The sequence below is a fragment of the Streptomyces sp. NPDC025793 genome, from assembly GCF_055558375.1.
Map to the genome: position 1 here is coordinate 256,501 of NZ_JBVHMR010000006.1, position 13,993 is coordinate 270,493.

13 protein-coding genes and 1 pseudogene are annotated in these 13,993 nt (G+C 73.0%); 8 read left to right on the plus strand and 6 right to left on the minus strand.

From position 1 onward, the window contains the following. Positions 1–45: 45 nt before the first annotated feature. On the plus strand, positions 46–1,086 hold the full coding sequence (locus tag ACZ4MF_RS15495; RefSeq protein WP_467492510.1) for an ATP-grasp domain-containing protein: 1,041 nt from the start codon (positions 46–48) through the stop codon (positions 1,084–1,086). Positions 1,087–1,166: 80 nt separating this feature from the next. Here ACZ4MF_RS15495 and ACZ4MF_RS15500 read toward each other — a convergent pair whose 3' ends face one another. Next, a complete protein-coding gene (locus tag ACZ4MF_RS15500; protein ID WP_467492511.1) occupies positions 1,167–2,060 on the minus strand; it encodes a LysR family transcriptional regulator in 894 nt (297 codons plus the stop codon). Positions 2,061–2,197: 137 nt separating this feature from the next. On the opposite strand from ACZ4MF_RS15500, the gene ACZ4MF_RS15505 reads away from it, so the two are divergent. After that, positions 2,198–3,313, plus strand: a complete 1,116-nt coding sequence (locus ACZ4MF_RS15505) for an alcohol dehydrogenase catalytic domain-containing protein (RefSeq protein WP_467492512.1) — start codon at positions 2,198–2,200, stop codon at positions 3,311–3,313. Positions 3,314–4,050: 737 nt separating this feature from the next. Here ACZ4MF_RS15505 and ACZ4MF_RS15510 read toward each other — a convergent pair. Beyond that, a complete protein-coding gene (locus tag ACZ4MF_RS15510; RefSeq protein WP_467492513.1) occupies positions 4,051–4,821 on the minus strand; it encodes a maleylpyruvate isomerase N-terminal domain-containing protein in 771 nt (256 codons plus the stop codon). Between the two features lie 449 nt (positions 4,822–5,270). Between ACZ4MF_RS15510 and ACZ4MF_RS15515 the strand changes: the two genes are divergently transcribed. From ACZ4MF_RS15515 to ACZ4MF_RS15525, 3 genes are read left to right on the plus strand one after another with little or no spacing between them, the layout of a single operon-like run. After that, on the plus strand, positions 5,271–6,386 hold the full coding sequence (locus ACZ4MF_RS15515) for a Gfo/Idh/MocA family protein (protein ID WP_467492514.1): 1,116 nt from the start codon (positions 5,271–5,273) through the stop codon (positions 6,384–6,386). Continuing rightward, on the plus strand, positions 6,383–7,315 hold the full coding sequence (locus tag ACZ4MF_RS15520) for a DUF6807 domain-containing protein (RefSeq protein ID WP_467492515.1): 933 nt from the start codon (positions 6,383–6,385) through the stop codon (positions 7,313–7,315). Before ACZ4MF_RS15515 ends, ACZ4MF_RS15520 begins: the two co-directional genes overlap by 4 nt. Further along, on the plus strand, positions 7,309–8,079 hold the full coding sequence (locus ACZ4MF_RS15525) for a cupin domain-containing protein (protein ID WP_467492517.1): 771 nt from the start codon (positions 7,309–7,311) through the stop codon (positions 8,077–8,079). The genes ACZ4MF_RS15520 and ACZ4MF_RS15525 overlap by 7 nt, the downstream gene beginning before the upstream one ends. On the opposite strand, the pseudogene ACZ4MF_RS15530 reads toward ACZ4MF_RS15525, so the two are convergent. Then, positions 8,076–9,022: pseudogene (locus ACZ4MF_RS15530) on the minus strand (IS481 family transposase). The gene ACZ4MF_RS15525 and the pseudogene ACZ4MF_RS15530 sit on opposite strands and share 4 nt — an antisense overlap. Before the next feature lie 557 nt (positions 9,023–9,579). Here ACZ4MF_RS15530 and ACZ4MF_RS15535 point away from each other — a divergent pair. Together ACZ4MF_RS15535 and ACZ4MF_RS15540 are read left to right on the plus strand one after the other, a co-directional pair. After that, a complete protein-coding gene (locus ACZ4MF_RS15535) occupies positions 9,580–10,137 on the plus strand; it encodes a carboxymuconolactone decarboxylase family protein (protein ID WP_467492518.1) in 558 nt (185 codons plus the stop codon). Then, positions 10,134–11,000 (plus strand): RNA polymerase sigma-70 factor, encoded by an 867-nt coding sequence (locus ACZ4MF_RS15540; RefSeq protein WP_467492519.1) that lies wholly within the window; start codon positions 10,134–10,136, stop codon positions 10,998–11,000. Before ACZ4MF_RS15535 ends, ACZ4MF_RS15540 begins: the two co-directional genes overlap by 4 nt. Before the next feature lie 43 nt (positions 11,001–11,043). Here ACZ4MF_RS15540 and ACZ4MF_RS15545 read toward each other — a convergent pair whose 3' ends face one another. Next, on the minus strand, positions 11,044–11,187 hold the full coding sequence (locus tag ACZ4MF_RS15545; protein ID WP_467492520.1) for a hypothetical protein: 144 nt from the start codon (positions 11,185–11,187) through the stop codon (positions 11,044–11,046). 112 nt (positions 11,188–11,299) lie between these two features. Here ACZ4MF_RS15545 and ACZ4MF_RS15550 point away from each other — a divergent pair, with 112 nt between their 5' ends. After that, the gene (locus ACZ4MF_RS15550; RefSeq protein WP_467492521.1) at positions 11,300–11,839 is read left to right on the plus strand and encodes a PadR family transcriptional regulator; all 540 of its coding nucleotides are present in this window, start codon (positions 11,300–11,302) and stop codon (positions 11,837–11,839) included. A gap of 64 nt (positions 11,840–11,903) precedes the next feature. Here ACZ4MF_RS15550 and ACZ4MF_RS15555 read toward each other — a convergent pair whose 3' ends face one another. Both ACZ4MF_RS15555 and hypE read right to left on the minus strand, forming a co-directional pair. Continuing rightward, the gene (locus ACZ4MF_RS15555; protein WP_467492522.1) at positions 11,904–12,866 is read right to left on the minus strand and encodes an alpha/beta fold hydrolase; all 963 of its coding nucleotides are present in this window, start codon (positions 12,864–12,866) and stop codon (positions 11,904–11,906) included. A gap of 65 nt (positions 12,867–12,931) precedes the next feature. Beyond that, positions 12,932–13,921, minus strand: a complete 990-nt coding sequence (gene hypE, locus ACZ4MF_RS15560) for a hydrogenase expression/formation protein HypE (protein WP_467492578.1) — start codon at positions 13,919–13,921, stop codon at positions 12,932–12,934. Positions 13,922–13,993 lie beyond the last annotated feature (72 nt).

The following is a 13,993-nucleotide window of genomic DNA, read 5'->3' on the forward strand; positions in this document are numbered from 1 at the left end:
TCCACGGCCCGGCAGCGGCGGGCGGCGAGGAGACGAGGAGTCGGAGTGGACACAGGGCACCGTGGCCGGCCGGAGCATCCCGTACCGGCCGATGTGTGGATGCTGGTGCGGGAGCGGCCCATCGCGCTGCGGCGGTCCACGGCCGAACTGGCAGGGGCGTTCACCGCCGCCTTCGGACCCCGCTTCGTCCTCTGGCACACCGACGAGCTGCTCGTCGGCGTCCGGGACGGCAGGCTCGTCCTGCACACCCTGGGCGGCGCGGACCTGCCCGCTCCGGACGTGGTGTGCGTACGCCAGATGCCCGGCTCCATGCGGAGCGACCGGGAGACCACCCTGCTGCGCCACCTGGAGCGCATGGGCAGCACCCTCGTCAATTCGGCCGACGCCCAGCTGACGGCCCGTAACAAGGTGTGGCAGGTACAGGAACTCGCCCTGGCCGGGGTGCCGGTGCCCGACACGCTCTCGTACGCCACCGCCCCCCTGGACGGCGTCGTACACAGCCGGCACCTGCGCACGCCGTGCGTGGTGAAGGCCGTCAGCGGCACCAAGGGCCGGCAGGTCTTCCTCGCCCGCGAGCAGGGCCTGCTGCGTGAGCTGTCCGGCAGCCTGGCGGACCGGACGCCGTTTCTGTTCCAGGAGTACGTGGCCGGCTCGCACGGCCGCGCCCTGCGTGTCGTCGTGGTCGACGGCGAGCCGGTGAGCGCCGTCCTGCACACCTCCCGGCACGGCGCCCTCGCCGCGAACATCGCCAAGGGAGGCTCCGCCACGCTGTGCGCCGGCCGCCATCCGCAGGCGGAGGAGCTGGCGGTGCGCGCGGCCGGGGCCCTGGATCTGGACATCGCCGGGGTGGACCTGTTGTTCGCGGCCGACGGCACCTTCACGGTCTGCGAGGTGAACGCCGTCCCGGGCTGGCGCCCGGAGATGACCACGGTCACCCCGGCGATCGTGGCCTGCATCGCCCGCCGCCTGGCCATCCGTGGCGACGAGGCATCGCCTGCACCTCGTCCGGGCGAGCCCGGTCCGCCCACGAGAACGGCCGAGCCCCGGGAGAAGCCTGCCGCGGTTCGGCCGAGCACGGGGGACTGACGCGGCAGCGCGGTGCCGGCCGGCCACCGGGGAGCGAGACCTGGCTCGCCGCGGATGACTTCCCGCGGCGCGGCCGGGCCTCAGTCGGTCGGCACCAGCGCCTGAGCGACGGCCGTGATCGCTGGCGTGGGACGGCCCGGCAGCCGCGCCAGCAGGATCCGGCGCACTTCACGGGGCGCGCCCTCGACGCGCAGCAGGGTCACCCCGGGCGGCAGCACCTCCGACATGCGGGACGGCACCGTCGTCACCCCGAAGCCGCCGGCGACCAGGTGAAGCTTGGCCAGCCAGTCACGCACGGCATGGCTGACACGCGGTCGGCCCGGCAGGCCCGGCCAGACGCCCAGCAGCGGTTCCGAGTTCGACGACGGGGTGGCGATCCAGGCGACGTCGAGGAGCTCGTCGACGTGCACCGAGGTGCGGCCCGCGAACATCCCCGTCGTCCGGGCGGCCACGAGGAGTTCGGTGTCCTCCACCGTCTCGACGTGCAGGCGCGGCGACTCGCCGTCCGGGGGCCGGTGGGGCGGCCGGGACGTCAGCAGGGCGAGGTCGATCGAGCCGGCGCGCAGCGCGCGGACCAGGCGGGGTGTCGTGCCCTCGCGCGTCGTGACCGTGACCTGCGGATGGCCGGCCGCGAGCCGTGCGAGTGCGGCGGGCAGGAGCGCCGCGCCCGCGCTCAGGAACACGCCGAGCCGTACCCGCTCCCGCTGCGGTGCGGTCCCGGTCAGGTCGCGCTCGGCCGCGTCGAGGGCGTCCAGGACGGTACGGGCGTGCCGCAGCAGGGTCAGCCCCGCGGAGGTGAGCCGTACCCCGTCGGTGCGACGCTCGAACAGGACGGCGCCCGCGCCGCGTTCGAGGGACGCGGCCTGCCGGGAGACCGCCGACTGGGTGTAGCCGAGGCGCGCGGCCGCCGCCGTGAAACTGCCGGACTCCGCGATCTGCCGCAGAACGCGCAGGCCCGAACTGGAGAGGTCCATGCGTCCTACGCATACCACGGATGCCAGATCCTCGCTTCCCGAATGCCCCCTTGCCTTCCTAGCCTCGATGACGTCGCCCGAGGAACGACCGGACAGGCGACGAGACACACCACGAAGAGAGACACGGAGGTCCACCCGTGCGCGCAGCAGTTCTGACGGAGTTCGGCGCCCCGCTCACGGTGCGGGAGCTGCCCGACCCCGAGGTGAGGGGCGGCGAGGTGGTGGTCGAGGTGGTCGCCGCCTGCGTACTGCCGTACGCCGCCGAGGTGTTCAGCGGCGCCCGGAACTACCCCCTCGTCCCGCCCGTCGTACCCGGTACGGGCGGCGTGGGGCGCATCGTCCACGTCGGCCCGGACGCCACCCGGCTCCGCGTCGGCGACCTGGTGTGGTGCGACCCGACGGTACGCTCCCGGGACGACGCGCTGACGCCCGACATCACGCTCCAGGGCTGGAGCTCCCGGGGCGACGGCGGCGCACGCCTGGCGCGCCATCTGCACCACGGGTCGTTCGCCGAGCGCATGCGAGTACCGACCGAGAACGTCTTCCCCCTGCCGGCGTCGGCGGGCGACGACCCCGCCCGCTGGGCCTCGCTCGGCGTGTACGTCATTCCGTACGGCGGGCTGCTGGCGGGCGGGCTCGAAGCCGGCGAGACGCTGCTCGTCAGCGGCGCGACCGGGAACCTCGGCAGCAGCGCGGTGGCGGTCGCGCTCGCGATGGGCGCGGGCCGCGTGATCGCCGCGGGCCGCAACCGGGCCGTCCTCGCCCTCCTCGCCGAGCGGTTCGGCCCGCGCGTGCGCCCGGTGGAGCTGACCGGACCGGAGGACCCGGACCGGGCGGCGATGGCGGCGGCGGCCGACGGCCCGATCGACATGGTGCTCGATCTGCTGCCCCCGAGCGCGCCCGGCACGGCGGTGCGCACGGCGGCCATGAGCGTGCGCGAGTACGGCCGCGTCGTCCTGATGGGCGGCGTCGGCATGCTCGGCGGTGCCGACCTCGCGCTCCCGTACCCGTGGCTCATGCGCAACTCGGTGACCGTGCGCGGCCAGTGGCTGGGCCCGCGCACGGCGAACGTCGGCATCGTCCGGCTCCTCGCCTGCGGCACCCTGGACCTGGCCGGTGAACAGGTCCGGGCCTTCCCGCTCGATGCCGTCAACGACGCGATCGCCCACGCCGCCGCGCACGCGGGCCCGTTCGACCGCACGGTCCTCACCCCGTCCGCCGAGGGACGCGACCGACCACTCGCGCGCTCGTGACCTGACGACGGGTGTGGGCCAACTCGCTGCGAAATTAGCTGAGTTGCCGCCATTCACCGGGCGCCCGCAAGGGAGCGGCAGGCATGGGCCGGAAGCAGAAGACGTTCCGCGCCATCGAGGCCGGGGGGATGAACGACGCCGGGCTCGCGGTGTCGCTCGCCTGCGGAGACGTGTGACACCGTCGGAGAGACGAACGGCAGGCTGCGGTCCGTCCCGATCTCCATCCCGCAGAACGTCACCGTCGTCGCCCCCTAGGGCCTGCCGTCGGATTCCCGCCTGTCGTGCGGCGTCTGGCACGCGCTCCCCCGGAGGGGGCACCCCAGCCGTGTTGTCGTCGGTCGCCGGCTCCCCCGCGCTCGGCTTCGCTCGGGCGGGAGGGGCCCCCGCGCGTCGGCTCCCTCCTCCGCCTTGCAGCCGCACGCACCGGACGCCGCGCGGCCCGCCCTTCGGGCGGACGACGGGAATGTGACGACAGGCCCTGGCTTGCGGCGACGGTGTTCGTCGGGCCGGACATTCCACTGACCGAGGCGCCGGACGCCTGCGTCGGCCCCTACCAGCCCTCCGAGGGCCGGGTGACCAACTACCGGCCCGGCGAGTCCCGGGCACACTCCTGCGCCGGCTTCGCTCCCGGCTCGCGGACCGTGAGGATCGGCCGGGCGGGCTGAGCACCGGGCGCGACCGCGCCTCGTGACACGGGGAGGAGCCGGGCGGCCGGACCGGGGGAGGGAGCGGGGCCCTCAGTAACCGCCCAGCAGGCCCCGTACCTTGCGCAGCGCCTCCGGACCGGCGGAGCTGTGCCAGCGTGCCGGGTCGGCGGGGCGGCGGCCCCACAGCAGCAGTACCCGGGTGGCCGCGTCGCTCTCGATCGTGGCGGGGCCCTCGGGGGCGGCGAGCCGGATGCTGCAGGAGTCCGCGTCGGCGCTCACCACGACGTCGTCCATGCCCGGCGTGCGAAGGCGTCCCTCGACCCGCCCCTCGGGCCCCGGTGCCAGCCCGGTCCGGCCGCGCTCCAGCAGGGGACGGCCGACCGAGGTCACGCTGTGCTCCGTCATCCACGGCTCGTCGAGCGCCCGCACCGCCGTGGGGTCGTCACCGGTCAGGTCCCAGCGGTGCAGGATCAGTTCCTCGCGCATGTGCTCGGCGAAGAAGGGGGCCTTCACGGTCCGCCCGGTCCATCGCACCTCGGTGTCCGGGGACAGCTCCTGCGCGGCGGCCGCCGCGACCTCGGTGAGTCGCTCGCAGCGGTTCAGGAACGTCGCCCAGAGGTCGGAGTCGGACAGCCGTCGATGGGGATCCTCGCGATCAAAGCCCCGGGTCTCCACCGGGGCGCCGTCGAGGAAGGCCTGGAGGACCCGGGCCAGTTCCTCGGCATTCCCCGTCTGGTGGACCAGGACGTCCCGTACGGTCCACGCCTCGCACCACGTGCCGTCGTCGGGCCGCCTGGCCTGGACGGCCCGCACGAAGGGGACCAGTTCCGGCAGGGTCTCCTCGACCCGGGAGGGAATCACGCGCCATGGGTAGCCCGGTCGGGCGCCGCTCAAACCAGCCGCTCAGCGCGTCCGCTCAGCGCGTCCGCTCAGCGCGTCCGCTCAGCGCGTCCGCGAGGTCGGTGTCGCGCGCCCGGTCCGTCGCGGTCTCCAGCACCAGGGGGCTTTCCGCCCCGTCGCGGTCTCTCGTGCCACGGCGGTTCTCCGCTCCCGTCGCGGGCTCCCGCGCCACGGCAGCTTGCCGTTCCCCTCCCGGCCTCCCACGGCACGGCGGTTCCCCGCTCCCGTGCGGCCCTCCTCCGCCCGGCCCATCCGCCCCCGCACCAGCGAATTTCCCCGCACAAGGGGTTGTCCTGACAATCCTGTCGCCCTAGGGTCGCCTCGTACGGGGCAAGCGCTTTCTCCCTGGCGCTCGATGCGGCGCTCGAAGTGGTGCTCGACTCCGTCTGCCGAGCCCTCAGGAGCGTTGCATGTCCCTCGCCGCACCCCGCCGCCGCGCCGCCGTCATCGGCACCGGCGCCATCGTCGCCGGCAGCCACCTTCCCGCACTCAGAGCCCATGCCGAGCGCGTCGAACTCGTCGCCGCCGTCGATGTGGACGAGGGCCGACTGGACGCCTTCCGGAAGGAGGCGGGGGCGCGGGTCGCCGGGTTCACCTCGACGCAGGCCATGCTCGACGCCGTACGCCCGGATCTGGTCCTCATCGGCACGCCGCCCGCGCTGCACCGCGAGCAGACCGTGGCCGCGCTCAAGTCGGGCGCCTGGGTGCTGTGCGAGAAGCCGCTGTGCCTGTCGCTCGCCGAGTACGACGACATCGCCGCCGCCGAAGAGGCCTCCGGCGCGTACGCCTCGGTGGTCTTCCAGCACCGCTACGGCTCCGGCGCCGTGCACGCCAGGGACCTGATCGCGCGGGGCGAGCTGGGCACCCCGTTGGTGGCGCACTGCCAGACCACCTGGCACCGGGACGCCGACTACTACGCCGTTCCGTGGCGCGGCCGGTGGGCGACCGAGGGCGGTGGGCCGACCATGGGGCACGGCATCCACCAGTACGACCTGCTGCTGCACCTGCTGGGGGAGTGGGAGGAGGTGCGGGCCATGGCGGGCCGGCTGGTCCACGACGTCGAGAGCGAGGACGTCTCCACCGCCCTCGTCCGGTTCCGCGGCGGCGCGCTCGCGACCGTGGTCAACAGCGTCCTGTCCCCGGACGAGGTCAGCCGCATCCGTATCGACTGCTCCGACGCCACCGTGCAACTGACCCACCTCTACGGGCACGGCAACACCGACTGGGTCTACACGCCCGCGCCGCACGTCGACCCCGGGCGGGCCGCGACCTGGCGGACGCCCGCGCAGGACGTGCCCAGCTCGCACCTCGCCCAACTCGGCGTGCTCCTCGATGCGTTCGACCGGGGCGAGCGGCCCCCGGGCGGCGGCCCCGACGCCCGCGCCACCCTGGAGTTCGCCGCCGCCCTGTACAAGGCGGCGTTCACCGGACAACCGGTACGGGCGGGCGAGATCGGCCCCGGTGACCCCTACTACGCGGCCATGCACGGCGACCATCCGGACTGGGCCCCCAAGGAGCGCGCATGACCATCCGAGTCAGCCACGTCCACGGCGAACACCTGGCGGTCCAAGCGGCGAACGGCACCGAGATCCTCCGCTACGTCTACCGCCCCGATCCGGACGCCTTCGAGGCCCGCAAGCCCTACGCCCACCCCGTGCGCACCCTCGCCGGGCACACCGTGACCGGCTACCGGCCGAACGACCACCGCTGGCACAAGGGCCTCCAGATGACGGCCAGTCATCTGTCCGGGCAGAACTTCTGGGGCGGCAACTGCTATGTCCACGGCGAGGGTTATCTGCGCCTGCCCGACCGGGTCGGGTCGATGCGCCACGACGGCTTCACCGGCCTCAGCGTCACCGACGAACGCCTCGACGTCACCGAGGAGTTGACCTGGATGGAGAACGGCGGCCGGGAGTGGGCCCGCGAGGTGCGCGGCCTCGCCGTGCACACGGTGGACGAGGAGGCCGGCGCCTGGACCCTGGACTGGTCCATCCGCCTCACCAACACCCGTGACGAGCCTCTGCTGTTCGGCTCGCCCACCACCGCCGGCCGTGAGATGGCCGGCTACACCGGCCTCCAGTGGCGCGGCCCGCGCGACTTCACCGGCGGCGGCGTGTTCACGCCCGACTCCGAACCGGATGTCGGCGCCGAGAAGGTGATGGGCAGTCAGGGACCGTGGCTGGCCTTCAGTACCGAGCACGACGGGTTCGACGCGCATTCCACGCTCGTCTTCGCCCACGCTCCCGAGAACCTGGACGAGTCGTCCGCGATCCATGCCTCGCACTGGTTCGTACGCTCCGAACCGATCCCGACCGTCGCGTTCTCCTGGGCGTTCTTCGAGGAGTTCGCACTCCCGCCGGGGGAGAGCTTCGGCTACCGCTACCGGGTCGTCGTCGCCGACGGCGCCTGGGACCGCGACCGGGTGAGCCGCCACCTGGAAGGCCTGCCATGGTGAACGAAGCAGAGCCGGGGCCGTCCCATCCGCTGCCCGGCGCCGTGGGCCTGTCCCACCTGAGCGCCTACGCGTGGCAGGCCGCCGACGGTGTCTGCGGCGGCAGCCCGCATCTGCACCTGGTGTGCACCGAGGCGTACGTCGTCACCGGGGGCCGGGGCGCGGTGCAGACCCTGAGCCCCGACGGCTACCGGGACATCCCGTTGGCGCCCGGCTCTCTCGCCTGGTTCACCCCCGGCACCGTGCACCGGATGGTGCAGGGCGGCGACCTGCGGATCACCGTGCTCATGCAGAACAGCGGCCTGCCCGAGGCCGGGGACGCCGTGTTCACCTTCCCGCCCGAGGTGCTCGCCGACCCCGAGCGGTACGCGGCCGCCGCCACCCTGCCGCCGGGCACCGGCCCGGAGACCGAGGCGGCCGCCCGGCGCCGCCGGGACCTCGCAGTCGAGGGCTACCTCGGTCTGCGCGAGGCACTGCTCGCCGGGGACAGCGGCCCGTACCGTGCCTTCCAGCAGGCCGCCGCCCGCCTGGTCCGGTCCCGGGTGCCCGCCTGGCGCGAGCTGTGGCGGGCCGGCGCCCTCGCCGCCGCCGAACGCACCGGCGCCCAGCTCGACGCCCTGGAGTCCGGCGAGCCCGCCTACCTCGCAGACGCGACCGTGTACCGGAGCGAGCCGAGCAGGCTGGGCGGCTTCGGGATGTGCGGGCGCCGCGACGAGTACGCGCTGACGGGCACGACACTGCCGTACGACGGCACGCCGACGGCCTAGGTGTGCTGACCGGACAGGTTGGTGACGCGGCTGGCTGGTGCGTGGCCGCCGATGCCGGTGTGGGGTCGGTGGTAGTTGTACCGGTCCAGCCAGTCGGGAAACGCTGTCTGCCGCTCGGTGTCTGAGTCGTAGGGCCGGTGGTAGGCCCATTCCTCCAGCAGGGTGCGGTGGAAGCGTTCGGCCGTTCGTCTGCGGCCGCCATGGACGTGTCCAGCGGGGGCTGATGCCCAGCTGGTGGCAGGTCTGCCGCCAGGTGTTCTTGGAATAGCCCCAGGCGTTGTCGGTCAGGACCCGTTCGACGGTGATGCCCTGGGCGGCGAACCAGGCCGTGGCCCGGGTGAGGAAGCCGGCGCAGGTGGCCGCTGTTCCGTCGGGCAGATCTTCGGTGCAGGCCAGGCGGGAGTGGTCGTCCAGGGCGGTGTGCAGGTAGGCGTAGCCGGTCCCGGTCCGGTTGCGGCGGCCTTCGGCCCGGCCCTGGGTGCGGTGGCCGCCGCCGTCGGGGATACGGCCGGGTTTCTTCACGTCGATGTGGACCAGTTCGCCGGGCCGTGCGCGTTCGTGGCGGCGGACGGGTTCGCCGGTGGCCCGGTCGCACGCGGCCAGAGCGGAAGCTGGTGGCGGCCAGGATCCGATGGGCGGTGGACGCGGCGATGCCGCACCGGGCGGCCGGCCGGACCGGTCCGATCCGGTGTTCGCGGCGCAGACGGACCACCTGCGCTTCGACCGCGGGCGAGGTGCGGCGTGGCTGGCGGTGCGGGCGGCAGGAACGGTCGTGCATGCCCTCGGCGCCCCACTGCCGGTAACGGCCGGCCCAGCGCGCGGCCGTGGTGTGACCGGCCTGGAAGCGTTCCGCGGCCCGCCGCAACGGCCAGCCATCGTCCACGACACACCGGGCCAGACGCAGCCTGCCGGTCGGGGTCAGCGGGGCATCACGGTGGGACACGAGGGCCTCCTGAGTACCGGTCGTAGATGTCGCAATCCACACCGAACCCAGAAGGCCCTCACCTGTTCAAGCACCCAGCACGTGTGTCACCAACGTCCCGGGACAGCACACCTAGAGGCCGGCCGGAACATCGGAGGCAGAGGTGACCTCGGCATGTCCGGACACAGGGCACCGGCGCCGCCTGGGTGCCGCCACCGCTCGCGTTCCCCGCTCCGGGGCCGCCGGTCCTGGCGCTCACCGCCGTGGGCGTACGGCTCGCGGGGCGCCGGGCATGAGCTGACGGGGGCGTCGCCATGTGCCGGTCGCACGCGTGCGGGGTACAGAGATGGATTTGGCCCCCGCTGGTCCGCCTGCCCGGGATCGGCGGACCAGCGCCTTTGCGGGCGCCGTCGCGGGGTAACCGGAACCTACGCTTCCAGCGGGCGTGACGGAAGACCTGTCCGGGTGTGGTCCAGGTCACATTGTCCGGTCGGCATGTCACACACGGGCGGGCCGGCCGGTCTGCCCTGGTGACGACGGAATTCCCGACACCGTTCCCGACACCGGAGGCGATCCCCATGGCACGCATCTCGCTCGACCCGCCGCGCACCCTGCTGTACCGGATCAGCGAGTGGTACTCCAGGCGCACCTACGGCGCGGTCCTCGACCCCGTCCGCGCGATGGCCCACAACCGCAAGGTCATGCTGACCGACGCGCGGATGGAGATGTCGCTCGCCAAGTGGAACGCGCTGGACCCCCGACTGAAGCTGCTGGCCGTGATGGCCAGTTCGCACCTGATCGGCTGCTCCTGGTGCACCGACTTCGGCTACTGGGAGGCCCACAACGAAGGCATGCCGAGCGCGAAGCTGCACGCGGTACCCGTCTGGCGCGAGCACCGTACGGCGTTCACCGAACTGGAGCTGGACGTCCTGGAGTACGCCGAGGCGATGACCGAGACGCAGCCGACCGTCACCGACGAACTGGCGGCCCGACTGATCGAGCGGCTCGGCGAGCCCGCGTTCGTCGAGCTCACCGCGATCGTCGCCGTGGAGAACCTGCGCTCCCGGATGAACAGCGCCTTCGGCCTGACCGGCCAGGGCTTCTCGGATCGCTGCGCGGTACCGTCGCGTGGGTGAGCGCACTTGAACTCTTCGAGGAGAACCGGCCGGAGCTGTTCGGCGTCGCCTACCGCATGCTGGGCAGCGCCGCCGACGCCGAGGACATCGTCCAGGACGCCTGGCTCAGATGGAGCACCGTCGATGCCGACACGATCGACCGTCCTCGCGCGTACCTGTGCCGGATCGTCACCAACCTCTCGATCAACCGGGCGCAGTCGGCCGCCGTCCGGCGCGAGTCGTACGTGGGCCCGTGGCTGCCGGAGCCGCTGGTGACCGCGCCGGACGCCAGCGGCGGCATCGAGCAGGCGGAGGCGATCTCGCTGGCGATGCTGGTGGTCCTGGAGACACTGTCGCCGCTGGAGCGCGCGGTGTTCGTCCTCAAGGAGGTCTTCGGCTTCGGCTATCCCGAGATCGCCGGGATGCTGGAGCGCACCGAGGCGTCCGTACGCCAGGTCGGCAGCCGGGCCCGCAGCCATGTGCAGGCCCGCCGGCCCCGCTACGACGCGCCCGCCGAGGTACGGCGCAAGGCCACCGACGAGTTCCTGGCCGCCTGCCTCGGCGGGGACCTCAACCGGATGATGACCATGCTCGCCCCCGACGTGACCGCCTGGACCGACGGCGGCGGAAAGATCCGCGCCGCGCTGCGCCCGATCCACGGCGCCGACAAGGTCGCCCGCTGGATCCTCGGCGTCCTCGCGAACCACATCCCGGACGTCGCCGTGCACGACGTGCTGGTCAACGGCCGTCCGGGCCGCCTCGTCACCTCCGGCGACCGTCCGGACTCGGTGGCCTGCGTCGACCTCGCCGAGGACGGCACCATCTGCGCCATCCGGCTGATCCGCAACCCCGACAAGCTCACCCGCGTCCGTCCGGCCGACTGACGCACCGGTACCGACGGCACCGCCCACCGGCGGTTCCGCCGTACTACAACAGGCCGATGTTGGTGAGCGGCACGTTCCAGTCTTCGCTCTCGGCCTGGCCATGACCGTCCCGCGCCGCGGCCGGAACCGCGCACAGCATCAGTCCGGCGGCGACAACGGTCAGGACGGCGACGACACGACGCTTCACGGTTCCTCCTCGACGACGACTCCGTCCACCCTGCTCCGAGCCGGCCGCCCCACCCGCCCAGCCACGCCGCCGGGCCGGTGGATTCAGCCGCTCGGATTTATCATTCGTCCTCATGGCAAGCGTGTTGGACCTGAGCATCCTGGGCTTCCTCTACGAAGAGCCCCTGCACGGCTACGAGTTGCGGACCCGGATCGCGCGGCTCACCGGGCACGTGCGGGCGGTCAGCCACGGCACGCTGTACCCGGCGATCAAACGCATGGAGAAGGCGGGCCTGCTGCGGCGTGAGGCACAGCCGGGCGCTGCCGCCGCCCCGCGCCACGTACTGAGCCTGACCGACGACGGCAGGCAGGAACTGTTCCGCTGCCTGAGCAGCCCCGAGCAGCCCTTCATCACCGACGAGAACCGCTGGTTCGCCCTGCTCGGGTTCCTCAGGCACCTGCCCGACCGTCGGCAGCAGGCCGAGATCCTGCGCCGGCGGCAGGCGTTCCTCGGCGAACCCAGCAGCTTCTTCTACCGGGGCGACACACCCCTCTCGGCGGCCGAGGTCGACGACCCCTTCCGCCGGGGCGTCCTGCTCATCGCGCGCGCCACGTCCGAGGCCGAGACGGCGTGGCTGGAGCGGACGATCGCGGAACTGGAGCGCGCCGCCTGACCGGGAGTTCCCGCACATCGCACCGGCCGGGCCACTTCGGCGTCGCCCGCTCGGCGGCCGTGGTTCAGGAGTGGGCCTTGAGGAATTCGAGGAGGGCGGTGTTGACCTCGTTCGGGCGTTCCTGCTGTGTCCAGTGCCCGCAGCCGGGGAGCTTGATCGGGTCACGCCAGAGGTTGGGCATGAGGTGGGGGAGCTTCGCGATGAGTTCGGGCGTGCCGGGGAAGGCCGGGACGAGGTCGCGGTCGCCGTACACGTACAGCGCCGGCGGCGTGACCACGGCGTTCTGCCAGGCGGCGGTGAGCTCCCAGTTGCGGTCCAGGTTGCGGTACCAGTTGAGGGCTCCGGTGAAGCCTCCGGAGAAGCTCTCCGTGAGCGCGTCGAGGTCCTCCTCGGTGAACCACTCCGGCAGGACCTCCGGGTCGGGCAGCTTGTCGAGCCAGCCCTGGCCGTGCTCGATCAGCGGCTGCATGACCCTGCCGTCGGAGCGGGCGGAGCCGGAGGCGGAGTAGAAGAACTTGCGCAGCGTGGTGCGCACGTCCCGGGCGAACTCGGCGTCGGCGACCCCGGGCCGGTTGAAGTAGTTCCAGTAGAAGCGGCCGTCGAACCGCTTCTCCATGGCGGCCAGCGGCGGCTGCGCGCCCCGGAAGGGCGGCGGCACGCTCAGTCCGGCCACGCCCCGGACCATGTCGGGGCGCAGCAGCGCGGTGTGCCAGGCGACGGGGGCGCCCCAGTCGTGCCCGACGACGAACGCCTTGTCCTCGCCCAGGGCCTGGATCAGCGCGACGACGTCGCCGACCAGGTGGAGGATGGTGTAGGCGTCGACCTCGTCGGGGTGGTCGCTGCGTCCGTAACCACGCTGGTCGGGGGCGACCACGCGGTAGCCGGCGTCGGCCAGGGGGCCGAACTGGTGGTGCCAGGAGTGCCATGACTCCGGGAAGCCGTGCAGCAGGACGACCAGGGGGCCACTGCCCTGCTCGGCGATGTGGAGGCGGATGCCGTTCACGTCGATCATGCGGTGCTCAACCATGGCACGAGCCTACGCTCGTCGTGATCTTCGGTCACCGCCGCCGGGCACGGAGGTCACCCGAGTTCTCAGCAGATACGGGGCAGCTGTTCTCCCAGGGGCATGTCCACCACGCGGGTGCCGCCCAGGCCCGTGGCCGAGACGACCATGCCCGGATGGTCGGGCACGCAGCGGCCGATGGCCACCGCCTCCCTGCCCAGCGGATGGGCCCTGAGCGCGGCCAGGCAGGAGTCCGCCCGGTCCGGGGGCACGAAGGCGACCAACTTGCCCTCGTTGGCGACGTACAGGGGGTCGAGGCCGAGCAAAGCGCAGGCGTTGGCGACCGTGTCCGGCACGGGGAGGGCGTCCTCCTCCAGGGCCACTCCGACGCCCGACGCGGCGGCGATCTCGTTGAGAGTCGTGGCGACGCCGCCGCGGGTGGGGTCGCGCAGCGCATGGATGTCCGGGCAGGCGGCGAGCAGGTTCGCGACCAGGTCGCCCAGCGCGGCGGTGTCGCTCTCGATCTCCACGCCGAACTCCAGGCCCTCACGCACGCTCATGACGGCCACCCCGTGCACCCCGATGGCGCCGCTGACCAGGACCACATCGCCCGGCCGGGCCCGGCGCGGGTGGATGTCGACGCCGTCGGGGATACGGCCGATGCCGGCGGTGTTGATGAACACGCCGTCCCCGTGACCGGCTTCGACCACCTTGGTGTCACCGGTGGCCACGGTCACCCCGGCCGCGCGCGCCGCCGCACCGAACGCCTCGGCCACCCGTGCCACCACGGCCATCTCGACGCCCTCCTCCAGGATGAACCCGCAGGACAGGAAGAGCGGCCGGGCCCCGGCCATGGCGAGGTCGTTGACCGTGCCGTTGACCGCCAGGTCACCGATGCTCCCGCCGGGGAAGAACAACGGCCGCACCACGAAGGAGTCGGTGGAGAAGGCGAGCCGTTCGCCGCAGGCGGGCAGCCGCGCGGAGTCGCCCAGTTCGGACAGCACGTCGTTGCCGAAGGCGGGCACGAAGAGGTGCTCGACCAACTCGGCCGACAGGGCGCCGCCGCCACCGTGGCCCATGACGATGCGGTCGTGGTCGCGCAGCGGAGCGGGGCAGGTCCAGGCGGAGAAGTCGGCCGGCGCGTACGTCGG